Here is a 21,956-nt window from a genome sequence, read left to right as displayed (position 1 = left end):
ATCCTGGCGGTGGGCTACCTCGGCCTCGTGCTCGCCTCGTGGCGCAGGCTCGGGCGCGCGAACGCGAGGTTGGCCGAGCTCCCCGCGGTCGACCTGGCACCCGTCACCGAGGCGGCCCTGTCGCGATTGGTCGCCTCGGCCCTGCGCGGGGTGGCCGCAGACGAGGTGACACCGCGGGTCACGCCGGGGGAGCGGTGGTCGCCCGAGCGCGTGGAGTGGCTGCGCGCGTTCCACCGCGAGCGGCGCGTGGGGCTCGACGGGCCGGCGCGGGAGGCGACCTGGATCGTGGTCGAGGCTGCCGGGGACGACGAGCGGGTCGTCGGCTCCGGCCGGCTGCGGCGGACCGGCGAGTCCGGCGTCCTGGAGGCGGGGCTCTGGCTGGTCACCGAGGCCCGGGGCCGGGAGATCGGGCGGGCCGCGGCGGAGCTGCTGCTGCAGCGCGCACGGGAGGCCGGTGCCTCGACGGTGCGGGTCGGGCCGACCGCCGCCGGCCTGCCCCGCTGCTGGGCGACTTGGGGCTCACCACGGTCACCGACGGGAGACTCGTCGTCGCGGAGCGGGTGCTGCACGACCGGGCGTGAACTCCCGGGAACGGCAGAACCCCAGGCGCCCGGCCGGCGTCCCGGGGTTCGTCCGGTGGGCGATACTGGGTTCGAACCAGTGACCTCTTCCGTGTCAAGGAAGCGCGCTACCACTGCGCCAATCGCCCGATCCGGTCAGCTGACCGGCTCCCTCCTCCGCGCTCGTGCCCCGCGAGGAAGCGACGAGGTGGAGACGGGATTTGAACCCGTGTAGACGGCTTTGCAGGCCGTTGCCTCGCCTCTCGGCCACTCCACCGCACGCGGGCACCAGTCTCTCGACCGGTGCCCGAGGTCCCGAGCGGACGACGGGATTCGAACCCGCGACCCTCACCTTGGCAAGGTGATGCTCTACCAGCTGAGCCACGTCCGCGTTACGGGGAGAACTCTAGCGGACGTCCTGAGGGGGTGTGCAGGGGGGTCCCCCCGCCCCCTCCCAGGGGGGCTCCGCCGGAGCGTCCTCGCAGGTCAGCGCCCCGGCGAGTCGGGTCCGCCGTTGGACAGCAGGGCGTCGAGCTCCTGGTCCAGCTGCAGCAGCTCCCCCTCCGACCCGGGGGGCACCAGGGCCTCGGTGTGCCGCAGGAAGGCGGCGACCGTCGCGCGGGAGAGCTCGAAGAGCGCCTCGCCCGACGGGGCGCGCAGGTGCAGGTACAGCAGGTCGGCCGTCGCGCGAGCCGGCCAGACGCGGACATCGCCGTCGCCCGCCGGGTGCTCGAGCCCGGCCTGGAGCAGTTCCCGGCTCACCAGCCAGGCGATGCCCTCCTCGCCGTCGGCCCCGCCGTCCTGGTCGTCGGCGTCACCGAAGGCGATGCGCACGGCATAGGGGTCGGTGGGGTCGTAGCACAGCAGGGCCGGGACCTCGGTCCACGACCGCGGGCCGACCAGGTGAAGAGTGATGGGGGAGATGTGGCCGGGAGTCCATCGGCTCGTCATGACAGTTCCAACGACCGCGGTTGGCAGAAGTGACGTGCTTCGTGTCGTCGAGTCACTCCAGCATCATGCGTCACAGACGGGTGTTCTGAACCATCTGGGCGCGTCCTACCGAATGCCCCGTGTGACCATGGGAGCCGTGAGCCGACCGGTCCTCCGGCCGGAGGACGGCGTCGGCGACGTCGAGATCCTCCGGCGCATCCGTGCCGGGGACCGGACCGCCGTCGACGAGCTGTACGAGCGCTTCCGCCGGCCGGCCTTCGCGCTGGCCCGGCGGATCCTGGCCGACGACGGCCTGGCCGAGGACGTGCTGCAGGAGGTGTTCCTCGGCGTCTGGCGTGATCCCGACGCCTACGACCGGGCGCGGGGGAGCTTCTCCTCCTGGTTGCTGGCCGTCGTGCACCACAAGGCGGTCGACGCAGTGCGCCGCGAGGAGTCCCAGCGCCGGCGGCAGAACCGGGCCGAGGACCAGGCGGTGCTCGAGGGCCCGGTGGCCGCCCGCGACGTCGAGGACGACGCCTGGTCCCGCGTGGTCTCCCAGCAGGTGCGCTCCGCGCTGGGCGAGCTCCCCGCGGCCCAGAAGGAGGCGCTGACGCTGGCGTACTACGGGGGCTACACGCAGCGGGAGGTGGCCGCGCTGACGGGGACGCCGCTGGGCACGGTGAAGACGAGGATGCTGGCCGGCATGCGCAGGCTGAGGTCGGAACTCGGTGGGCTGGGCGGCCCGCCGGGCGGCAGCGCGCTGGAGGGTGGCTCGTCGGTGGACGGGACGACGCGATGAGCGGCGAGCACGCGTACGACGAGCTCGCGGTCGGCTGGGCCCTGCACGCCCTCGAACCCGAGGACGACGCGCGCTTCGCGCGGCACCTGCCCACCTGCGAGCGCTGCGCCCGCACCGTGGCCGAGACGTCGGAGGTCATGGCGGCCATGGCGCACGACCTGCCGGCCGCCGAGCCGTCACCCCAGCTCCGGGACCGCCTCCGGGCCGCCGTCGAGGCCACCGAGCAGCTGCCGCCGCGGGCAGCTTCCGCGCCGCCGGCTCCCGCTCCCTCCCGTGAGGAGGCGCGTCCGGTGCCCCACCCGGCACCGGCGCGGCGGACGCTGCTGCCGCGCGCGCTGGTCGCCGCGGCCGTTGCCGCCGTCGTCGGGCTGGGCGTGTGGGTGGCCGCGCTCGACCGCGCCCGCGACGACCTGCGCTCCACCCTCGCCGCCCAGGAGCAGGCGGTGGCCGAGCTGCTGCGCCCGGGGCGGGCCACGATCGCACCGCTGACCGCCGACGAGCGGCAGGTGGCGACCGTGGTGGTCCGGGACGAGGCGGTCCAGGTGGTCACCGACGGGCTGGCGCGCAACGACACGTCGTCCTCGACCTACGTCCTGTGGGGGCTCGGCGCGGGCGACCCCGTGGCGCTCGGCGCGTTCGACGTCGAGCGTTCGCAGATCGAGGTGCAGACCGTAGGCTCCGGGGAGACCGGTCTCGACGGCTTCCCGGAGTACGGCATCAGCATCGAGCCCGGTCGGCAGGCTCCGTCGGCACCGACGGAGGTAGTCGCGACCGGGCAGGTGACCAGCTGAGCGCGCGAGAGACGACGACGGCACCCGTGGCGGGGCCGCGGCAGCCGGGGAGCCCGGAGGACCGGCGCGCGCGGTACGACACCGACGAGGTGCACAGCCTGCGCGAGCGGGTCGCCGAGGCCCGCTGGCGCCGGCGGCTGGCGGTGCGCCGCAGCATCGACCACGGCTACCGCGTGGCCGTGGGGATCGTCGGCAGCCTGGTCGTCGCCCTGGGCCTGGCCACCATCCCGCTGCCCGGCCCGGGGTGGCTCACCGTGATCGCCGGCCTCTTCATCCTGGCCACCGAGTTCACCTGGGCGGAGCGGCTGCTCGCATTCACCAGGCGGCACGTCGCCCGCTGGACCGACTGGGTCGGCGCCCAGCGGATGTGGGTGCGGCTGCTCCTCGGGCTCGCGACGGCGGCCTCCGTCTACGGCATCCTGGTCGTCAGCCTGCACCTGATGGGCGTGCCGGACTGGGTGCCGGGGTGGGTGCCGCTCTGGCGATGAGCGTCTGGCACAATCGGAAGCGCAACGGGCGATTGGCTCAGTGGTAGAGCGCTTCGTTCACACCGAAGAGGTCACTGGTTCGAACCCAGTATCGCCCACCGGCACGCAGGGCCAGGGAAACCCGGAGACGGGGAACCTGGCCCTCCGTCGTTCCCGCCCGTCCCGCCCCTGCGGCGCCGGCAGACGGATCGCGGGACCATGGCCGTGATGACCGCCCAGCCCGACCGTGCCGCCCGGCTCCAGCTGGTCCTGGACCGCGACGGCCCGACCTGCGTGTGGTGCGGGCGCTGCTTCTCACCGCTGGTCCGCCCCACCACCGAGCACGTCGTCCCCCGGGTCAAGGGCGGGCCGTCGTGGCTGGAGAACGAGCTGGCGGCATGCGGTCGGTGCAACGGGGAGCGGGGGCACCGCAGCCCGGTCGAGTGGCTCGAGGAGTGCCGGCGCCGCGGGTGGCCGGCCGACGCGGAACGGTTGGCGCGGGCCCTGGACGACCTCGCCGCGGCGATCGCCCGCAGCGGTGGGCAGCGGCGGGCCCGGCCCTACCTGGGCGCCCAGCTGCGCCGCCTGCGCCGGTCCCGCCCGGCGGCCTAGGGTCGGTGCCGTGACGACGAGCGGGCGCGTGACGCGGATCTGGGTCTACCCCGTCAAGTCCCTCGGCGGCACGGCCCGCGAGCGGGTCCACCTGCACGCGGCGGGACCTGAGGGCGACCGCGCCTGGACGGTCGTCGACGCGGCGAGCGGGGAGGTCGTGCGCGGCAAGCACGCCCCCGGCCTGGCGGCGCTCACGCCGACCGGCGACCCGGGTGCCGACGCCGGAGCGGTCGCCGGCGCGCTGGGCCGGCCGGTGCGGGTCGAGCCGGCGCCGGGCGGCTCCGCGGCCGATGCCGCGCCCGTGCACCTGGTCTCCCGGCAGGCGATCGACCGGGCCGCGGCGGGCGACGTCCCCGAGGGCTGCTCGGCCGAGGACCCGCGCGCCAACGTGCTGCTGGACCTGCCCGACGACGACGAGCGGACCTGGGTGGGCCGGGAGCTGCGCATCGGCACCGCGCGGCTGGCCGTCGTCCGGACGCCGAAGCACTGCCTGGGCGTGTACGCCGAGGTGCGGCAGCCCGGCGAGATCGCCGTCGGCGACCCCGTCCGGCTCTAGCGTCGTCGTCCGTGCGTCGCTGGTGGGCCGCGGGGGCGGCCGTGCTGCTGCTGACCGGCTGCGGGAGCGGGCCGGAGAGCCCGGGACCGGCGGGCGAGCCCGCCCCGGCGACCACGGCCCCGGCTGCCGAGCCGCCCGCGGAGCCGGAGAGCTTCACGCTGGTGGCGACCGGCGACGTGCTGGTGCACCAGGGGCGGGCGCTGACCTCCGGGGCGTCGCGGCCCGATGGTTCGTACGACTTCAGCGGGGTGTTCGCCCCGGTCTCCGGGATCATCGGCGGGGCCGACCTGGCGATCTGCCACCTGGAGACGCCGGTGGCGCCCGAGGGTGGTCCCTACCGCGGCTACCCGGGCTTCAGCGTCCAGCCCGAGATCGTCGACGCGCTCGCGGGCGCGGGGTACGACGTGTGCTCGACGGCGTCCAACCACTCGCTGGACGCCGGCTTCGACGGGCTCGCCCGCACCGTCGACGCCCTGGAGGACGCCGGCATCGCGGTCACCGGCACGTACCGCAGCGAGGCGGAGAGCGCGCAGCCGACGGTCGTCGACGTGGACGGCGTGCGGGTCGGCCACGTCGCCGCGACGTTCGGCCTCAACGGGGTGCCGCTGCCGGCCGGGCGGGAGTGGTCGGTCGACGTCGTCGCCGTGCCCGACGTCACCGGGATGCTGGCGGGGGCGGCGCGGGCGCGGGCCGCCGGTGCCGAGGTCGTCGTCGCGAGCCTGCACTGCTGCCAGGAGTACGACCACGACCCGACGGCGGCCCAGGAGGCCGCGGCGCGCGCCCTGCTGGCCTCGCCCGACGTCGATCTCGTGCTGGGGCACCACGCGCACGTGGTGCAGCCCTTCGAGCGGATCGGCGGCGAGTGGGTCGCCTACGGCCTGGGCAACCACGTCGCCGAGCACGCCACGCGGGGGTACGCGACCGAGGACTCGGTGGCCGCGCGGTTCACCTTCACCCGCGGGGCCGACGGCCGGTTCACCGTCTCGGCGGCCGAGGCGGTGCCCCTGCGCATCGAGTTCGGCGCCGGCGTGCGGGTGGTGCCGGCCGACCCGGTGAGCTCCGCGCGGATCTTCGACGTCCTCGACCGGCGCGGCGCGGTGGCGGCCGGGCTGGAGGTCGTCCGGGACTGAGCCCGGCGCGCACTAGGCTCGGGGCCCGCAGAACGGGCGTCGCGCGACGCCCGCCGCCTCGATCCCTGGAGCATGCTCGTGTCCACCCAGCCCTCGCCCACCGCCGTCGGACCGATCCGGGTGCCGGCCGGGACGACGGCGCAGGACGCGCTCAAGGCGGCCGGGATCCCGCTGAAGGGCGCCGACGGCGCCGTCGTCGTCCGCGAGGTGGCCACCGGCGACCTCAGGGACCTCGCCTGGGCGCCGGACGCCGACGCCGAGGTGGAGGCCGTGGCGGCGTCCAGCGCCGACGGCCGCGCGGTCATCCGCCACTCGGCCGCCCACGTGCTGGCCCAGGCCGTGCAGGAACTCTTCCCGGGCACCCGGCTGGGCATCGGCCCGCCGGTCGAGAACGGCTTCTACTACGACTTCGACCCGGAGCGGCCCTTCACTCCCGAGGACCTCACCGCCCTCGAGAAGAAGATGACCGAGATCGTCCGGGCCGGGCAGCGGTTCGCCCGCCGCGAGATCAGCGACGCCGACGCCCAGGCCGAGCTGGCGCACGAGCCCTACAAGCTGGAGCTGATCGGGCTCAAGGGCGGCGAGGCTGCGTCCTCGGATGATGGCGCCTCCGTCGAGGGAGGCGGCGCGCAGCTCACCATGTACGACAACCTCGACGCCCGCACCGGCGAGCGGGTCTGGACCGACCTGTGCCGCGGCCCGCACCTGCCACGCACGAACAACATCCCGGCCTTCAGCCTCACCCGGTCGGCCGCCGCCTACTGGCGCGGCAGCGAGAAGAACCCGCAGCTGCAGCGCGTCTACGGCACCGCCTGGGAGAGCAAGGACGCGCACAAGGCCTACCTGGAGCACCTGGTCGAGGCAGAGCGCCGCGACCACCGGCGGCTCGGCGCCGAGCTGGACCTGTTCAGCTTCCCGGACGAGGTCGGCTCCGGGCTGGCGGTGTTCCACCCCAAGGGCGGGATCATCCGGCGGGAGCTGGAGAAGTACAGCCAGCGACGGCACGAGGAGGCCGGCTACTCCTTCGTCAACACCCCGCACATCACCAAGGGGCAGCTGTTCGAGACCTCCGGGCACCTGGACTGGTACGCCGAGGGCATGTACCCGGCGATGCAGCTGGACGAGGAGCGCGACAGCGAGGGCAACGTCCGGCGCCAGGGGCAGGACTACTACCTCAAGCCGATGAACTGCCCGATGCACAACCTGGTCTTCGACTCCCGCGGCCGCTCGTACCGGGAGCTGCCGCTCCGGCTGTTCGAGTTCGGCACCGTCTACCGCTACGAGAAGTCCGGCGTCGTCCACGGGCTCACCCGTGCCCGCGGGTTCACCCAGGACGACGCGCACATCTACTGCACCCCGGAGCAGATGGCCGGCGAGCTCCGCGGGCTGCTCGACTTCGTGCTGGGACTGCTGGCCGACTACGGGCTGAGCGACTTCTACCTGGAGCTGTCCACCCGGAACCCGGAGAAGTCGGTGGGCACGGACGAGGGCTGGGAACGGGCCACCGAGGCGCTCCGGCAGGCGGCGCTGGACTCCGGGCTCGAGCTGTTCCCGGACCCGGGCGGCGCCGCGTTCTACGGGCCGAAGATCTCCGTCCAGGCCAAGGACGCGATCGGGCGGACCTGGCAGATGTCGACCATCCAGGTCGACTTCAACCTGCCCGAGCGCTTCGGTCTGGAGTACACGGCAGCCGACGGGAGCCGACAGCGGCCGGTGATGCTGCACCGGGCGCTGTTCGGCTCGATCGAGCGGTTCTTCGGCGTGCTCACCGAGCACTACGCCGGCGCGTTCCCGGCCTGGCTGGCCCCGGTTCAGGTGGTGGGCATCCCGGTCACCGACGAGCAGGTGCCCTACCTGGCCGACGTCGCCCTGAAGCTGCGCGCCCGGGGCATCCGCGTGGAGATCGACGACTCCGACGACCGGATGCAGAAGAAGATCCGGACGGCGAGCAAGCAGAAGATCCCGTTCGTCCTCATCGCCGGCGCCACCGACGCCGAGGCCGGCGCGGTCTCCTTCCGGTTCCGCGACGGCAGCCAGGACAACGGCGTGGCGGTGGACGCCGCCGTCGAGCGGATCGCCGGCTGGATCGCGGCCCGCAGCAACGCCGACCCGACGGCGGAGACCGGGGCGGTCCCCGGATGAGCGAGGACAACGCCCCCTACCGGGTGCCGGTCTCCTCCGACGACGGCGGCCCGGCGACGGTGTTCGAGCACCTGTGGACGCCCTACCGGATGGCCTACATCCGGGGTGAGGGCAAGCCCACCGGGGCGCACGACTGCCCGTTCTGCGTGATCCCCACGCTCGGCGACGAGGAGGGGCTGGTGGTGGCGCGCGGCTTGTCGGTGTTCGCCGTGCTCAACCTCTACCCGTACAACGCCGGCCACCTGATGCTCGTGCCCTACCGGCACGTGCCCGACTACACCGACCTGACGCCCGAGGAGGTCGCCGAGCTCGGCGCGTTCACCCAGACGGCGATGCGGGTCGTGCGCGCGGTGACCGGGGCCCACGGGTTCAACATCGGCATGAACCAGGGGGCCGTGGCCGGGGCGGGCATCGCCGACCACCTGCACCAGCACGCCGTGCCGCGCTGGGGCGGGGACACCAACTTCATGCCGGTGGTCGGGCTCACCCGGGTGCTGCCGCAGGTGCTGGGCGAGACCCGGGCGCTGCTCGCCGGCGCGTGGGCCGACCACGCCGTCGCGGTACCGGAGGCCTGAGTGCTCGGCGTCAACGCCCGGCCCGTGGTGGCCAAGGTGGTCAACCCGCTGGCGGTCCGGCTGGCCCGTATGGGGATCTCGCCGGACATGGTGACCATCACCGGCACGGTCGGCGCGATCGCCGGGGCCGCGGGGCTGATCGCCACCGGGCACCTCTTCTGGGGCGCGTTCACCGTCACGGTGTTCGTCCTGCTGGACATGCTGGACGGCGCGCTCGCCCGCCTGCGCGGCGGCGGCTCGGTGTTCGGTGCGGTGCTGGACTCCACCGGTGACCGTGCGGCCGACGCCGCGATCTTCGGTGCGCTGGTCTGGTGGTTCTCCGGCAGCGGCGACAACCGCCTGCTGGTGCTGCTCGCCCTGCTCTGCCTCGTGCTCGGCGTGCTCACCTCCTACATCAAGGCGCGGGCGGAGGGCATGGGCCTGACGTGCGACGTCGGGGTCGTCGAGCGGACCGAGCGGCTGATCCTCGTGCTGACCGGCACCGGGTTCACCGGGCTGGGCATCCCGTACGCCGTGCACGTGGCGCTCTGGGTGCTGCTGGCCGGCAGCGCGGTGACGGTGGCCCAGCGGGTCCTGGCGGTGAAGCGCGCCGCCGACGGCCGGCGGATCGCGTCGTGAGCGGTGCCCGGGAGCGGCTCGCCGGCCGGCTGTCCGACGCCGGGTACGCGGCCGGCTGGCGGGCGGTGCGCATGCTGCCGGAGCCGGCTGCGCGGGCGCTGTTCGACCGGGCGGGGGAGCGGGCCGCCGGCCGCGACGGCAGGGGCGTGCGCCAGCTGCGGGCCAACCTGCGCGTGGTCACCGGCGGGCGGCTGACCGAGCCGGAGCTCGCCGAGCTGACCCGCCGCGCGATGCGCTCCTACGCCCGCTACTGGCAGGAGGCCTTCCGGCTGCCGACGCTGACCGCGGAGCGGATCCGCGACGACAGCGACGTCCCCGGGATCGAGCACATCGCCCGCGCCCGCGCGGAGGGGCGCGGGGTGGTCGTCGCGCTGCCGCACAGCGGGAACTGGGACGCCGCCGGCGCCTGGTTCACCGACTGGCTGGACGGGCCGTTCATGACCGTCGCCGAGCGGCTGCGCCCCGAGTCGCTCTACCGCCGCTTCCTCGACTACCGCGAGTCGCTGGGCTTCCGGGTGGTGCCGCTCACCGGCGGGGAGCGCCCCAGCTCGGAGGTGCTGCGGGAGTGGCTCGCCGACGGTGGCGTGGCCTGCCTGCTCGTCGACCGCAACCTGGGCGCGGGCGGGGTGCCGGTCACCTTCTTCGGGCGGACGGCCACGATGCCCGGCGGCGCGGCGTTGCTCGCCGATCGCACCGGCGCCGCCCTGATCCCGGCCGTCTGCCAGTTCAGCGGGGCCGGCTGGCGGATGTGCGTGCACCCCGAGGTGCCGGTGCACGGGCCCGGCCGGCTGAAGGACCGGGTGCCGACGGCGATGCAGCAGGTCGCCGACGCGTTCGCCGCCGGCATCGCCGAGCGCCCCGAGGACTGGCACGTGCTGGGCCGGATCTGGCCCGACGTCCCGCCCGACCCGCCCCGCGCGGAGGCGGCGTCCTGATGCGCATCGGCCTGGTCTGCCCCTACCGGTGGGACGTCCCCGGCGGCGTCCAGTACCACGTGCGCGACCTCGCCGGGACGCTGCGCGGCATGGGTCACCACGTCGAGGTGCTGACCCCCGCCCAGCACGAGGAGTCGGTCACCGACCCCTGGCTCACCTTCGCCGGGCGCACCGTCCCGGTCCCGTACAACGGCTCGATGGCCAGCCTGCAGTTCGGGCCGGTGTCGGCCGCGCGGGTGCGCCGCTGGCTGCGGGACGGTCGTTTCGACGTCGTCCACGTGCACGAGCCGGCCACGCCGTCGGTGTCGCTGCTGGTCTGCATGATCGCGACCGGGCCGATCGTGGCGACGTTCCACGCGGCGACCACGCGCTCCAAGTGGCTGGCGGCCGTCGGCCCGATGGCCCGGCCGTGGCTGGAGAAGATCAGCGGCCGGATCGCCGTCTCCGACTTCGCCCGGCGCGTGCAGGTGGAGCACCTCGGGGGGGACGCGGTCATCCTGCCCAACGGGGTGCACGTGCCGTTCTTCGCCGACGGCCCCGCGCTGCCGGGCCTCGGGCGCGGCCGCGGCGGCCCGCCGACCATCGGGTTCGTCGGCCGGTTCGACGAGCCCCGCAAGGGCCTGCCGGTGCTGCTCGAGGCCATGCGCAGCGTCGTCCGGGAGCACCCGGGCACGCGGCTGCTCATCGCCGGCCGCGGCGACGCCGAGCAGCTGTGGTCCATGGTGGGCGCCGAGCTCCGGCCGCACGTGACGCTCCTCGGCGAGGTGTCGGAGGCGGACAAGGCGGCGCTGCTGCGCAGCGTGGACGTGTACTGCGCGCCCAACCTGCTCGGCGAGTCCTTCGGCGTGATCCTGATCGAGGCGATGGCCGCCGGAGCGCCGGTCGTCGCCAGCGACCTGGACGCCTTCGTCCGGGTGCTGGACGACGGCGCGGCGGGCGTGGTGGTGCGCCGGGACGACCCCGCCGCGCTCGGGCAGGCGCTGTCCGACCTGCTCGCCGACCCCGGCCGGCGCGCCGAGCTGGCCGCGCGCGGATCCCGGGCGGCCGCGCGCTACGACTGGCAGGTGCTCGCCCGGCGCATCCTGGCCGTCTACGAGACCGTGCTCCCGCCCGGTGGCGGCGTCGTCACCGCCGCGCCCGAGCACGACTTCCCCGGAGTGCCGCCGACCGGCACCGCGGCCGGACCTCCCCGCATCCGGCGGCCGCGCCGCTAGCCTCGGGGACCGTGACGCCCGAGGCCTGGTTGCTGCTCGCCGCCGGAGTGCTCCTGCTCCTGGTGGTCTGGACCGGGTGGACGCTCACCCGGCTGCGCCGGCTGGCCGCACGCGTGGACCGGGCCTGGGCCGCGCTGGACGCCCAGCTGCAGCGCCGCGCCGGCCTGGCCGAGGAGCTGGCCCGGCACCACCCCGCCGCGCTCGGCGACGACGTCCGCTCCCGGCTGGCCAGCGGTGCCGCCGGGGCGCGGGCCGCCCGGGACACGGGGGACCGGGAGCTGGCGGAGAACGCGCTGGGCCACGAGCTGCGGGAGCTGCCGCCGGACCTGCCCGGCGTCCCGGCCGCGCTGCGCACCGACCTGGCGGGCACGCAGACGCGGGTCGCGCTGGCCCGCCGCTTCTACAACGACGCCGTCCGCGACACCCGGGAGCTCCGCGGCCGTCGCGCCTCCCGCTGGGCGGGGCTGCACCGCAGGCGCCCGCTGCCGCGCTACTTCGACATCGACGACCGGCTGGGCGACGACGACCGGCTGGGCGACGACGACCGGCTGGGCGACGACGACCGGCTGGGCGACGTGGGGGCGGGTGCCGACGTCGCCGGCCGCCTCGCGTCCTGACGGCCGTAAGGTTGCTCGCAACTCAGCTGGGCTAGCGAAGGCGGACAACAGTGGCAGGGCACCTCGACCGGACGGACGACGGGACCGGGACCGAGCGCGTGAAGCGCGGCATGGCCGAGCAGCTCAAGGGCGGCGTCATCATGGACGTCGTCACCCCGGAGCAGGCCAGGATCGCCGAGGACGCCGGCGCGGTCGCCGTCATGGCGCTGGAGCGGGTGCCGGCCGACATCCGCGCCCAGGGCGGGATCGCGCGGATGAGCGACCCCGACATGGTCCAGGGCATCATCGACGCGGTCTCGATCCCGGTGATGGCCAAGGCCCGCATCGGGCACTTCGTCGAGGCGCAGGTGCTCCAGTCCCTGGGCGTCGACTACATCGACGAGTCCGAGGTGCTCACGCCCGCGGACGAGGCGCACCACATCGAGAAGCACGCGTTCACCGTGCCCTTCGTCTGCGGCGCCACCGACCTCGGTGAGGCGCTGCGGCGCATCTCCGAGGGGGCGGCGATGATCCGCTCCAAGGGTGAGGCGGGCACCGGCAACGTCGTCGAGGCGACCCGCCACATGCGGGCCCTGCGCGCCGGCATCCGCCGGCTGGCGACCCTGGACGAGACCGAACTCTTCGTCGCCGCCAAGGAGCTGCGGGCCCCGCACGACCTGGTCGCCGAGGTGGCGCGGCTGGGGAAGCTCCCCGTGGTGCTCTTCACCGCCGGCGGCATCGCCACCCCCGCCGACGCCGCGATGATGATGCAGCTCGGTGCCGAGGGCGTCTTCGTCGGCTCGGGCATCTTCAAGTCGGGTGACCCGGCGCAGCGCGCGGCCGCCATCGTGCAGGCCACCACCTTCCACGACGACCCCGACGTGATCGCCAAGGTCTCGCGCGGGCTGGGGGAGCCGATGGTGGGGATCAACGTCGCGACGCTCCCGGAGAGCGAGCGGTACGCCACCCGCGGCTGGTGACCGTGGACGTCCGGCGACGCATCGGCGGGCTGGACGTCGCGCGCGGGCTCGCCGTGCTCGGCATGTTCGCCGCCCACCTGCGGGTGGGCGGCGAGCTGCACCCGGACCCGCGAACCTGGACCGCGGTCGTCGACGGCCGCTCGTCGGTCCTGTTCGCCACCCTGGCCGGCATCTCGGTGGCGCTCCTCTCCGGGCGCGACCGGCCGCCCGAGGGATCGGAACTCGGCCGGGTGCGGGTGCGGATCGTCGTCCGCGCGCTGTGGGTCTTCGCCTTCGGGCTGGTCCTGGAGGCGCTGGGCACCTTCGTCGCGGTCATCCTGGGCGTGTACGGGGTGCTGTTCCTGCTCGTGCTGCCGTTCCTGCGGTGGCCGGTGCGCCGGCTGCTCGTGACCGCGGGCGTCGTCGCCGTCGTCGTCCCGCCGCTGCTCGTGATCGCCGGCCAGGTGCTCACCACGACGGGGGCGGCGCAGGGGCTGCTCGCCTCGCTGCTGGTCACCGGCTACTACCCGGCGCTGCTCTGGATCGCCTTCGTGCTGGTGGGCCTCGCGGTGGGCCGGCTGGACCTGGCCTCCGGTGCGGTGCGCCTGCGGCTGGCCGCGGCGGGGGCGGCGGCCGCGGTCCTCGGCTACGGCGGGGGCTGGGTGAGCACGCGGCTGCTCGCCGGCGGCGCGCCCTCCGCGGGCCCGGAGACCGGCTTCACCGTCCCGGGGGTCTTCGACGTCGACTGGCTGACCGGCGCCGAGCCGCACAGCGGGACCACCTTCGATGTCCTCGGCTCCACCGGCTTCGCCGTCCTCGTGGTGGTCGGCTGCCTGGCCGTCACCGAGCGGCTGCCGCGGCTGACCGCCCCGGTGGCCGCCGTGGGAGCGCTGGCGCTCACCGTCTACGCCACCCACCTCGTGGCGATCCGGGTGCTGGTGGAGGTCGCCCCCGGCCGGGTGCAGGGCCCCGTCCTGTGGCTGTGGTTCGCCGGAGCCGCGCTGGCCGGTGCGTGGGGGTGGCGGCGCACCGTCGGCCGCGGGCCGCTGGAGTCGCTGCTCACCTGGACGTCGAGCCGCGCGGCCGGGCTCGCCCCGTCGGCGCCGGCGCTCTGAGCCAGCCGTACCGTCGGCACCGTGCGCAGTTCGACCAACCCGCCCGTCATCGGGGTGCTGGCCCTCCAGGGCGACGTGCGCGAGCACCTCGCCGCGCTGCACGCCGAGGGCGCCGACGCCCGGCCGGTGCGCCGCACGGAGGAGCTCGCCGGCCTCGACGGCATCGTCGTCCCCGGCGGGGAGTCGACCACCATGGCGAAGCTGGCCGCGCGGTGGGGCCTGCTGGAGCCGCTGCGGGACGCCGTCCGCGCCGGGCTGCCCGCCTACGGCAGCTGCGCCGGGATGATCCTGCTCGCCGACCGGCTGCTGGACGCGCCGCCGGGCCAGGAGACCGTCGGCGGGCTGGACGTGACGGTCCGCCGCAACGCCTTCGGCCGCCAGGTCGATTCCTTCGAGACCCGGGTCGAGCTCGACGGGCTGACCGGGGGGCCGGTGCACGCCGTGTTCATCCGCGCGCCGTGGGTGGAGGAGGCCGGGCCGGGGGTGCAGGTCCTCGGCCGGGTCGTCGGCGGACCGGCCGACGGTAGGATCGTCGCGGTCCGCCAGGGGGACGTGGTGGCCACCAGCTTCCACCCCGAGCTGACCGGGGACCGCCGGGTGCACGCGCTGTTCGTCGACATCGTGCGCCGTCACCTGGCCGACGCAGAGAGGGGAGAGCCGTGAGCGGCCACTCCAAGTGGGCGACGACCAAGCACAAGAAGGCCGGGATCGACGCCAAGCGCGGCAAGCTCTTCGCCAAGCTCATCAAGAACATCGAGGTCGCGGCCCGCACCGGCGGCGGTGACCCCGCCGGCAACCCGACGCTCTACGACGCCATCCAGAAGGCCAAGAAGAGCTCGGTGCCCAACGACAACATCGACCGTGCGGTCAAGCGCGGTGCCGGCCTCGAGGCCGGCGGCGTCGACTACCAGGGCATCACCTACGAGGGCTACGCCAGCGGCGGCGTCGCGGTGCTCATCGAGTGCCTCACCGACAACAAGAACCGCTCCGCCATGGAGGTCCGCACCGCCATGACGCGCAACGGCGGGTCGATGGCCGACCCCGGCTCGGTCTCCTACCTCTTCTCCCGCAAGGGCGTGGTCGTGGTCCCGACGTCCGGCGAGGTCGACGAGGACAGCGTGCTCATGGCGGTGCTGGACGCCGGCGCCGAGGAGGTGCGCGACCTCGGCGACACCCTCGAGGTGCTCTGCGAGCCCACCGACCTGGTCGCCGTCCGCACCGCGCTGCAGGACGCGGGCATCGACTACGACTCCGCCGAGGCCGGCTTCCAGCCCAGCGTCCAGGTGGAGCTCGACGCCGAGGGCGCGGCCAAGGTCTTCCGGCTGATCGACGCGCTCGAGGACTGCGACGACGTGCAGAACGTCTACGCCAACTACGACGTGCCCGACGAGGTCATGGAGCAGGTCGCGGCCGACGCCTGAAAGGACCCCGGTGCCCCCCTTCCCCTCGCTCCGCTCGGGGTGGGGCCCTGCACCGGGGCCCAGAAGGACCCCGGTGCCCCCCACCACTCGCTCCGCTCGTGGCGGGGCCCTGCACCGGGGCCGTTCCATCACGTCACCGGGCGTGTTGGCGGGGGTCGGTCGGGGGGCGGGGTTAGCCTCGGTCGAACACCAGTTCGGCTGACGGGAGCGTGACCATGCGGGTGCTCGGCATCGACCCGGGCCTCACCCGGTGCGGGTGGGGAGTGGTCGACGGGCGCCCGGGGGCGCGGCCGACGGCGATCGGGGTCGGGGTGGTCCGGACCCTGGCGGAGCTGGACCTGGAGCTGCGGCTGCTGGAGCTGCACACCGCGGTCACGGCGCTGCTGCGCGAGCACCGCCCCGACGTGGTCGCCATCGAGCGGGTGTTCACCCAGAACAACAAGGGCACCGCCACGGGGACGGCGCAGGCGGCCGGGGTCGCCGCGCTCGCCGCGGCCCAGGCCGACCGGCCGGTCGCCTGGCACACGCCCAGCGAGGTCAAGGCGGCCATCTCCGGCAACGGCCGCGCGGACAAGGAGCAGGTCACCCTCATGATCACCCGGGTCCTCGGGCTCGCCGCCGCCCCCAAGCCGGCCGACGCCGCCGACGCGCTCGCGCTGGCCGTCTGCCACGCCTGGCGCGGTCCGGCGCAGCAGCGGCTGCGCACGGCGGCGCTCGCCGGCGGCATCGGTGCGCCGGTGCGGTCCACCACGCTGCCGCGGTGGACGGGGGTGGCGGCGCGATGATCGCCAGCGTGAGCGGCCGGGTCGCCGCGGTCTCCCCGGACGGCGCCGTCGTCGAGGTCGGCGGGATCGGCCTGGCGGTGCAGTGCACCCCCGGCACCATCGCCCGCCTGCAGGTGGGGGAGGCCGCCCGGCTGGCCACCAGCCTGGTGGTGCGCGAGGACTCGCTCACCCTCTACGGCTTCGCCGACGACGACGAGCGCCAGCTGTTCGAGCTGCTGCAGACCGCCAACGGCGTCGGCCCGCGCCTGGCGCAGGCGGTGCTGGCCATCCACCCGCCGCGCGAGGTCCGCCGGGCGGTGTCGATGGCCGACGTCAAGGCGCTGATGCAGGTGCCGGGCATCGGCAAGAAGGGCGCCGAGCGGCTGATCCTGGAGCTGCGCGACCGGCTGGGCTCCACCTCCACCGACACTTCCCTCGACGCGCCCGTGCCCGCGGGGCTGCCCTCGGTGACGCCGGTGGCGCCGTGGCGCGATCAGCTCACCAGCGCGCTCGTCGGCCTGGGGTGGAGCGGCAAGGAGGCCGAGAGCGCGGTGACCCAGCTCGCCCCGGTGGCCGACGAGCAGATCGCCGCGACCGGGAGCGTGGAGGTCGCCGTGCTGCTGCGGCGGGCGCTGCAGCAGCTGGGTAGGTCGTGAGCGCGCCGTTCGACCGGTCGCTGACCGGTGAGCTGGCCGACGCCACGCCGGAGTGGACGGTGTCGCCGCAGGCCGGCGATGAGGAGCGGGTCGTCGAGTCGGCGCTGCGGCCGCACTCGCTCGAGGACTTCATCGGCCAGCCCAAGGTCGCCCGCCAGCTCGCCCTGGTCCTCGAGGGGGCCAAGCGGCGGGGTCGCACGCCCGACCACGTGCTCCTGTCCGGGCCGCCGGGGCTCGGCAAGACGAGCCTGGCGCTGATCATCGGTTCCGAGCTCGGCACCTCGGTGAAGATCACCAGCGGCCCGGCGATCGAGCGCTCCGGCGACCTCGCGGCGATGCTGTCGAACCTGGCGCCCGGCGACGTCCTGTTCATCGACGAGATCCACCGCATCGCGCGCCCCGCCGAGGAACTGCTCTACATGGCGATGGAGGACTTCCGCGTCGACGTCGTCGTCGGCAAGGGGCCGGGGGCGACGGCGATCCCGCTGGAGATCAACCCCTTCACCCTCGTCGGGGCCACCACCCGGGCCGGGCTGCTGACCGGCCCGCTCCGCGACCGGTTCGGCTTCGTCGGGCAGATGGAGTTCTACGAGCCGGCCGACCTGCAGCGGGTGCTCGCCCGCAGCGCCGCGCTGCTCGGCGTCGAGCTGACCGACGAGGGGTCGGCGGAGATCGCCGGCCGTTCGCGCGGGACCCCCCGCATCGCCAACCGGCTGCTGCGCCGGGTGCGCGACTACGCCGAGGTGGAGGCCGACGGCCGCGTCACCCGTCAGGTCGCCGAGGCCGCGCTGGCCCTCTACGACGTCGACCACCTCGGGCTGGACCGCCTCGACCGTGCCGTCCTCGAGGCGCTCGTGGGCAAGTTCGGCGGCGGGCCGGTGGGGGTCGCCACCCTCGCGGTGGCCGTGGGGGAGGAGCCGCACACCGTCGAGGAGGTGTGCGAGCCGTTCCTCGTGCGGGCCGGGTTGCTGGCGCGGACGCCGCGCGGGCGGGTCGCCACCGAGGCCGCCTGGGAGCACCTGGGCCGGCCGGTGCCGCGGGGCGGCGTCCCCCTCGGGCGGGTCACAGCAGACCCACCGGTACCGGGGTCGTCGTCAGAGACGCTGTTCGACGCCTAGACTCCCGGACGCTGGCGCGCAACTCGCAGGCCGGGCCGTGCGCGTCCCGCCTGGTCGCCGCGTGCACGGCAACCGACGCACCCGAGCGGTCCCGTCCCGGGCCGCACCACCGCGAGGCACCTGTCGCGGAAGAGAGGCACACCTGTCGTGGAGTACTTCCCGCTGATCATGCTGGCCCTGCTGGCCGTCGTGCTGTTCGTCCTGCCCGCGCGGCAGCGCAAGCGCATGCAGGAGCAGCAGGCCGCGTTGCAGGCCTCCCTCGTGATCGGCACCCCGGTCATGACCACCAGCGGCATGCACGGCACCGTCGCCGCCCTGGGGGACACGACGCTGGACCTGGAGATCGCCCCGGGCGTCGTCGTCACCTTCGCCCGGCAGGCGATCCTCGAGGTGCGCCGCCCGGCAGGCGCCGCGCAGTCCGACGGGGACACCGCGCGCCCGGCCGACGGCACCGTCTGACCCGGAGGAGCTCCGTGGCCAACCGCACGCTCCCGGCGGGGCGCTACTTCGGCGCGTTCGCGCTGATCGTCGCCCTGCTCTACGGGCTGGTGTTCTTCACCGGGGACACCCGTACCCCGCAGCTCGGCCTCGACCTGCGCGGCGGTACCACGGTGACCCTCGCCGCCCGGACCCCCGACGGCCAGGCGCCGGCCCAGGAGGACCTGGAGCTGGCCCGCCAGATCATCGAGCAGCGGGTGAACGGGCTCGGCGTCGCCGAGGCCGAGGTGGTCACCGAGGGCGACAGCAACATCATCATCTCCGTCCCCGGGGACGACGGCGAGCAGGCGCGCGAGCTCGGCGCCACCGCGCAGCTGCGGTTCCGGCCGGTGGTCCAGGGCCCCGTCCCGGCCGTCCCGGCCGAGGAGGACCCCGCCACGGAGGAGGGGGCCGAGGAGGGCGCGGACCCCGAGGTCGGCGACGGCGCCGTCGAGGACCCGACCCTGCCCGACCCCGACGCCCCCGCGGTCACCCAGGAGGAGGCCGCCGCCGCCTTCGCGACCCTGACCTGCGAGGCGGAGGAGCTGCTCGGCGAGGTGACCCGGCCCGAGGACTTCGTGGCCGCGTGCAGCGAGGACGGCACCGCCAAGTACCTGCTCGGCCCCACGATCATCGAGGGCACCGAGATCGACGACGCCAACCCGGGCACCGAGCCCGGGACCGGTGAGTGGATCGTGCTGCTGGACTTCCAGTCCGACGGCCTGGCCACGTGGGCGGCCTACACCACCGCCAACGTCGGCTCGCCCGTCGCCTTCACGCTGGACGGGCGGGTCATCTCGGCGCCGACCGTCAACAGCCCGATCACGACCAACCCGACGACGATCACCGGTCAGTTCGACCAGGAGTCGGCCACCGAGCTGGCCAACCAGCTGCGCTACGGCGCCCTGCCGCTGACCTTCACCCAGGCGACGGCGCAGTCGATCTCCACCGAGCTCGGCGAGGAGCAGCTCGAGGCCGGGTTGATCGCCGGAGCCATCGGCATCGCCCTGGTGTTCGTCTACGCGCTGTTCTACTACCGGCTGCTCGGCCTGGTGATGATCGCCAGCCTCGTGCTCTCGGCCGTGGTGGTCTACGCCTGCCTGATCCTGCTGGGCCGCGAGATCGGGTTCACCCTCAGCCTCGCCGGCATCGCCGGGTTCATCGTTTCGATCGGCATCACCGCCGACTCCTTCGTCGTGTACTTCGAGCGACTCAAGGACGAGATCCGTGAGGGCCGGTCGCTGCGCTCCGCCGTCCCGCGGGCCTGGGTCCGCGCGCGGCGCACGATCCTGTCCGCGGACGCGGTGAGCTTCCTGGCCGCGGCGATCCTCTACCTGCTGGCGATCGGGGACGTGAAGGGCTTCGCCTTCACCCTCGGCATGTCCACCGTCCTGGACCTCGTCGTCGTCTTCCTCTTCACCCACCCGCTCATGGCCGTGCTGTCGCGGTTCAAGGGCTTCGGCCGGAACCGCTTCTCCGGGCTGGGACGGGTGGAGCACACCCGCCGGCCGGGCACGGACGCGCCGGCCGGGGAACTCGTCGGCGCCGCCGCGGGCGGCCGCCAGGACAGGAGCACCTCATGACCCGCCCGACGGACCCGGCGGAGCCGACGCCCGCGGACGAGCCGGTGGGCACCGGCGAGGACGCGCTCGCCGACGCCGGGCTGCCCCAGGACGAGGCCGGCGAGGACGTCGCCGCGCCCCCGGTCCGGCGGACCGGCCGCGCGGGCCTCGCGCACCGGCTCTACAACGGCGAGGCGGGCCTCGACGTCGTCGGCCGGAGCCGGCTGATCTACAAGATCACCGCTGTGGTGGTGCTGCTGTGCATCGCCTCCATGGTCTTCCGCGGCTTCAACTTCGGCATCGACTTCGCCGGTGGCAACAGCTTCCGGCTGCCCGGCACCCAGGAGCAGCTGCAGGACGCCCGGGCCGCGGCCGAGGACGCCGGGGCAGAGGTCGCGACGGCGCAGATCGTCGGCGGGGACACACTGCTCATCCGCACGGCCCAGCTGGACAACGAGACCGAGCGCGCCGTGGTGGAGGAGCTGGCCGAGACCGTCGGCATCGCGCCCGAGTCGGTCAGCCCGGAGTCGGTCAGCGCCGAGTGGGGCCAGGACATCACCGACCAGGCGCTCGTCGCGCTGGCCGTCTTCCTCGTCGCGGTCGTCCTCTTCCTGGCCGTGCGCTTCCAGCCGAAGATGGCGGTCGGCGCCATGGCCGCGCTGGTGCACGACATCGTGATCACCGCCGGGGTGTACTCGCTGGTCGGGTTCGAGGTGACGCCGTCGACGGTCATCGGCTTCCTGACCATCCTCGGGTTCTCGCTCTACGACACCGTGGTGGTGTTCGACAAGGTCGACGAGAACACCCGCGACCTCGAGCGCAGCGCCCGGATGACCTGGGGCGAGGCGGCCAACCTGGCCGTCAACCAGACACTGATGCGGTCGATCAACACCTCGGTCATCGCGCTGCTCCCGGTCGCGGGCCTGCTCTTCGTCGGGGCCGGGCTGCTCGGCGTCGGCACCCTCAAGGACCTCGCCCTCGTGCTCTTCGTGGGCCTGGCCGCCGGCACCTACTCCTCGATCGTGCTCGCCACGCCGATCGTCGCCGACCTCAAGGAGCGGGAGCCCGAGGTCCAGGCGCTCCGCCGGCGGGTGCTGGCCCGGCGTTCCTCGGCCGCCCGCACGGGCGGTGCTGCCGCCCCGGCCGGCCCGGTCGCCAGCGCCCGGCGGCGCCGGCCGGCCGGCGGGGTGGCCGTGGCCGACCTGCCCGAGAGCGTGCCCGCGGACGTCGTCGTGGAGTCACCCGCGTCGGTGCGCCCGGACGGGGCGCGGGGCGCGACCGCCGCGCCGCGGCCTGGCGCCCGGCCGCAGCGCCCGGGCGCCGGCCGGCCGTCGGGCAAGCGGCGCCGGTGAGCGCGGTGCCCGCCGAGCTCCCGCTCGATCAGCTCATCGCCTCGCTCACCGTCGACGTCCCGGACCACCCCGAGCCCGGGATCGTATTCCGGGACCTGACGCCGGTCTTCGCCGACGGCGACGCCTTCCGGCGGATGGTCGACGGGCTGGCCACCCCGGGCGCGTCGGACCCCCGGACGGCCGCGCTGGCCGCCCGGTACCCCGGTGGGCGGCCGTTCGACGTCGTCGCCGGGGTGGAGGCGCGCGGGTTCCTGCTCGCCGCGGCCGTCGCCCTCGACGCCGGCGTCGGGGTGGTGCCGGTCCGCAAAGCGGGCAAGCTGCCGCGCGAACGGGTCTCGGCCGAGTACACCCTGGAGTACGGCACCGCGACGCTGGAGCTGCACGCCGACTCCGTCCGGCCCGGGCAGCGGGTGCTGCTCGTGGACGACGTGCTCGCCACCGGTGGCACGCTCGGCGCCGCCGTCGCGCTGGTGGAGCAGCTCGGCGGGGTCGTGGCGGGGATCTCGGTGGTCGTGGAGCTGGCCGCGCTCGGTGGCCGGCAGTTGCTGGCCCCGCACACCGTGCACGCCCTCTGGGCCACCTGACCGAGGGAGATCCCGGTCGCGAG

At 74.8% G+C, this 21,956-nt stretch carries 24 protein-coding genes and 4 tRNA genes; 24 read left to right on the top strand and 4 right to left on the bottom strand.

The window, feature by feature from the left end:
- Positions 1 to 637: 637 nt before the first annotated feature.
- The 4 genes from BMW62_RS12745 to BMW62_RS12730 all read right to left on the bottom strand — a co-directional run bounded on the left by BMW62_RS12745 (position 638) and on the right by BMW62_RS12730 (position 1,511).
- Positions 638 to 709: transfer RNA gene (locus BMW62_RS12745), tRNA-Val, on the bottom strand.
- Positions 710 to 766: 57 nt separating this feature from the next.
- A tRNA-Cys gene (locus tag BMW62_RS12740) sits at positions 767 to 837 on the bottom strand.
- Positions 838 to 878: 41 nt separating this feature from the next.
- Positions 879 to 951 (bottom strand) — tRNA-Gly (locus tag BMW62_RS12735).
- Positions 952 to 1,046: 95 nt separating this feature from the next.
- The gene (locus tag BMW62_RS12730) at positions 1,047 to 1,511 is read right to left on the bottom strand and encodes an SsgA family sporulation/cell division regulator (protein ID WP_091931228.1); all 465 of its coding nucleotides are present in this window, start codon (positions 1,509 to 1,511) and stop codon (positions 1,047 to 1,049) included.
- A gap of 127 nt (positions 1,512 to 1,638) precedes the next feature.
- On the opposite strand from BMW62_RS12730, the gene BMW62_RS12725 reads away from it, so the two are divergent.
- The 24 genes from BMW62_RS12725 (at position 1,639) to BMW62_RS12610 (ending at position 21,933) form a co-directional block, all read left to right on the top strand.
- Complete coding sequence (locus tag BMW62_RS12725; protein WP_244524010.1) at positions 1,639 to 2,289, top strand: sigma-70 family RNA polymerase sigma factor; 651 nt, start codon at positions 1,639 to 1,641, stop codon at positions 2,287 to 2,289.
- On the top strand, positions 2,286 to 3,080 hold the full coding sequence (locus BMW62_RS12720) for an anti-sigma factor (RefSeq protein WP_091931226.1): 795 nt from the start codon (positions 2,286 to 2,288) through the stop codon (positions 3,078 to 3,080). Before BMW62_RS12725 ends, BMW62_RS12720 begins: the two co-directional genes overlap by 4 nt.
- A gap of 26 nt (positions 3,081 to 3,106) precedes the next feature.
- Positions 3,107 to 3,568, top strand: a complete 462-nt coding sequence (locus BMW62_RS12715) for a TIGR02611 family protein (RefSeq protein WP_139206258.1) — start codon at positions 3,107 to 3,109, stop codon at positions 3,566 to 3,568.
- A 26-nt stretch (positions 3,569 to 3,594) separates the two neighbouring features.
- Positions 3,595 to 3,666: transfer RNA gene (locus BMW62_RS12710), tRNA-Val, on the top strand.
- 109 nt (positions 3,667 to 3,775) lie between these two features.
- Positions 3,776 to 4,159, top strand: a complete 384-nt coding sequence (locus BMW62_RS12705) for an HNH endonuclease (protein WP_091931260.1) — start codon at positions 3,776 to 3,778, stop codon at positions 4,157 to 4,159.
- 10 nt (positions 4,160 to 4,169) lie between these two features.
- Positions 4,170 to 4,715 (top strand): MOSC N-terminal beta barrel domain-containing protein, encoded by a 546-nt coding sequence (locus BMW62_RS12700; protein ID WP_091931225.1) that lies wholly within the window; start codon positions 4,170 to 4,172, stop codon positions 4,713 to 4,715.
- A gap of 11 nt (positions 4,716 to 4,726) precedes the next feature.
- Positions 4,727 to 5,845 carry a CapA family protein gene (locus BMW62_RS12695; protein WP_091931224.1) on the top strand — a complete coding sequence of 373 codons (1,119 nt, stop codon included), beginning with the start codon at positions 4,727 to 4,729 and terminating at the stop codon, positions 5,843 to 5,845.
- Positions 5,846 to 5,923: 78 nt separating this feature from the next.
- Complete coding sequence (thrS, locus tag BMW62_RS12690) at positions 5,924 to 7,987, top strand: threonine--tRNA ligase (protein ID WP_244524003.1); 2,064 nt, start codon at positions 5,924 to 5,926, stop codon at positions 7,985 to 7,987.
- Positions 7,984 to 8,562, top strand: coding sequence for an HIT family protein (locus BMW62_RS12685; protein WP_091931222.1), 579 nt, complete (start codon positions 7,984 to 7,986; stop codon positions 8,560 to 8,562). The genes thrS and BMW62_RS12685 overlap by 4 nt, the downstream gene beginning before the upstream one ends.
- Positions 8,563 to 9,180: a phosphatidylinositol phosphate synthase gene (gene pgsA / locus BMW62_RS12680; RefSeq protein ID WP_091931221.1), complete on the top strand. Its 618-nt coding sequence runs from the start codon at positions 8,563 to 8,565 to the stop codon at positions 9,178 to 9,180.
- Entirely contained in the window at positions 9,177 to 10,115 is a 939-nt protein-coding gene (locus BMW62_RS12675) for a phosphatidylinositol mannoside acyltransferase (protein WP_091931220.1), read from the top strand. Before pgsA ends, BMW62_RS12675 begins: the two co-directional genes overlap by 4 nt.
- Entirely contained in the window at positions 10,115 to 11,329 is a 1,215-nt protein-coding gene (locus BMW62_RS12670) for a glycosyltransferase family 4 protein (RefSeq protein WP_091931219.1), read from the top strand. The genes BMW62_RS12675 and BMW62_RS12670 overlap by 1 nt, the downstream gene beginning before the upstream one ends.
- An 11-nt stretch (positions 11,330 to 11,340) precedes the next feature.
- Positions 11,341 to 11,946 carry a LemA family protein gene (locus tag BMW62_RS12665; RefSeq protein ID WP_091931218.1) on the top strand — a complete coding sequence of 202 codons (606 nt, stop codon included), beginning with the start codon at positions 11,341 to 11,343 and terminating at the stop codon, positions 11,944 to 11,946.
- A 50-nt stretch (positions 11,947 to 11,996) separates the two neighbouring features.
- Positions 11,997 to 12,905: a pyridoxal 5'-phosphate synthase lyase subunit PdxS gene (gene pdxS, locus BMW62_RS12660; protein ID WP_091931217.1), complete on the top strand. Its 909-nt coding sequence runs from the start codon at positions 11,997 to 11,999 to the stop codon at positions 12,903 to 12,905.
- The gene (locus BMW62_RS12655) at positions 12,902 to 13,999 is read left to right on the top strand and encodes a heparan-alpha-glucosaminide N-acetyltransferase domain-containing protein (RefSeq protein ID WP_091931216.1); all 1,098 of its coding nucleotides are present in this window, start codon (positions 12,902 to 12,904) and stop codon (positions 13,997 to 13,999) included. Before pdxS ends, BMW62_RS12655 begins: the two co-directional genes overlap by 4 nt.
- Positions 14,000 to 14,020: 21 nt before the next feature.
- Complete coding sequence (gene pdxT, locus BMW62_RS12650; protein WP_091931215.1) at positions 14,021 to 14,662, top strand: pyridoxal 5'-phosphate synthase glutaminase subunit PdxT; 642 nt, start codon at positions 14,021 to 14,023, stop codon at positions 14,660 to 14,662.
- The gene (locus BMW62_RS12645; RefSeq protein ID WP_091931214.1) at positions 14,659 to 15,420 is read left to right on the top strand and encodes a YebC/PmpR family DNA-binding transcriptional regulator; all 762 of its coding nucleotides are present in this window, start codon (positions 14,659 to 14,661) and stop codon (positions 15,418 to 15,420) included. Before pdxT ends, BMW62_RS12645 begins: the two co-directional genes overlap by 4 nt.
- A 215-nt stretch (positions 15,421 to 15,635) precedes the next feature.
- Positions 15,636 to 16,205, top strand: coding sequence for a crossover junction endodeoxyribonuclease RuvC (gene ruvC / locus BMW62_RS12640; protein WP_091931213.1), 570 nt, complete (start codon positions 15,636 to 15,638; stop codon positions 16,203 to 16,205).
- Positions 16,181 to 16,840 (top strand): Holliday junction branch migration protein RuvA, encoded by a 660-nt coding sequence (ruvA, locus tag BMW62_RS12635; protein WP_244524002.1) that lies wholly within the window; start codon positions 16,181 to 16,183, stop codon positions 16,838 to 16,840. Before ruvC ends, ruvA begins: the two co-directional genes overlap by 25 nt.
- Complete coding sequence (gene ruvB, locus BMW62_RS12630) at positions 16,837 to 17,958, top strand: Holliday junction branch migration DNA helicase RuvB (RefSeq protein ID WP_091931212.1); 1,122 nt, start codon at positions 16,837 to 16,839, stop codon at positions 17,956 to 17,958. Before ruvA ends, ruvB begins: the two co-directional genes overlap by 4 nt.
- 147 nt (positions 17,959 to 18,105) lie before the next feature.
- Entirely contained in the window at positions 18,106 to 18,417 is a 312-nt protein-coding gene (yajC, locus tag BMW62_RS12625; protein WP_091931211.1) for a preprotein translocase subunit YajC, read from the top strand.
- 14 nt (positions 18,418 to 18,431) lie between these two features.
- Entirely contained in the window at positions 18,432 to 20,018 is a 1,587-nt protein-coding gene (gene secD / locus BMW62_RS12620; RefSeq protein WP_091931210.1) for a protein translocase subunit SecD, read from the top strand.
- Entirely contained in the window at positions 20,015 to 21,349 is a 1,335-nt protein-coding gene (secF, locus tag BMW62_RS12615; RefSeq protein ID WP_091931209.1) for a protein translocase subunit SecF, read from the top strand. Before secD ends, secF begins: the two co-directional genes overlap by 4 nt.
- A complete protein-coding gene (locus BMW62_RS12610) occupies positions 21,346 to 21,933 on the top strand; it encodes an adenine phosphoribosyltransferase (protein WP_091931208.1) in 588 nt (195 codons plus the stop codon). Before secF ends, BMW62_RS12610 begins: the two co-directional genes overlap by 4 nt.
- Positions 21,934 to 21,956 lie beyond the last annotated feature (23 nt).

This window comes from Blastococcus sp. DSM 46786 (genome assembly GCF_900109665.1).
GTDB lineage: Bacteria > Actinomycetota > Actinomycetes > Mycobacteriales > Geodermatophilaceae > Blastococcus > Blastococcus carthaginiensis.
Note: the sequence above shows the minus strand (reverse complement) of the source record. Positions and strands in the feature narration are given on the sequence as shown.

Bases quoted from the DNA above. Each gene is read 5' to 3' on its own strand.
- BMW62_RS12730 (WP_091931228.1), bottom strand. From the start codon at position 1,511: ATGACGAGCCGATGGACTCCCGGCCACATCTCCCCCATCACTCTTCAC.
- BMW62_RS12725 (WP_244524010.1), top strand. From the start codon at position 1,639: ATGGGAGCCGTGAGCCGACCGGTCCTCCGGCCGGAGGACGGCGTCGGC.
- BMW62_RS12720 (WP_091931226.1), top strand. From the start codon at position 2,286: ATGAGCGGCGAGCACGCGTACGACGAGCTCGCGGTCGGCTGGGCCCTG.
- BMW62_RS12705 (WP_091931260.1), top strand. From the start codon at position 3,776: ATGACCGCCCAGCCCGACCGTGCCGCCCGGCTCCAGCTGGTCCTGGAC.
- BMW62_RS12685 (WP_091931222.1), top strand. From the start codon at position 7,984: ATGAGCGAGGACAACGCCCCCTACCGGGTGCCGGTCTCCTCCGACGAC.
- BMW62_RS12670 (WP_091931219.1), top strand. From the start codon at position 10,115: ATGCGCATCGGCCTGGTCTGCCCCTACCGGTGGGACGTCCCCGGCGGC.
- ruvC (WP_091931213.1), top strand. From the start codon at position 15,636: ATGCGGGTGCTCGGCATCGACCCGGGCCTCACCCGGTGCGGGTGGGGA.
- secF (WP_091931209.1), top strand. From the start codon at position 20,015: ATGACCCGCCCGACGGACCCGGCGGAGCCGACGCCCGCGGACGAGCCG.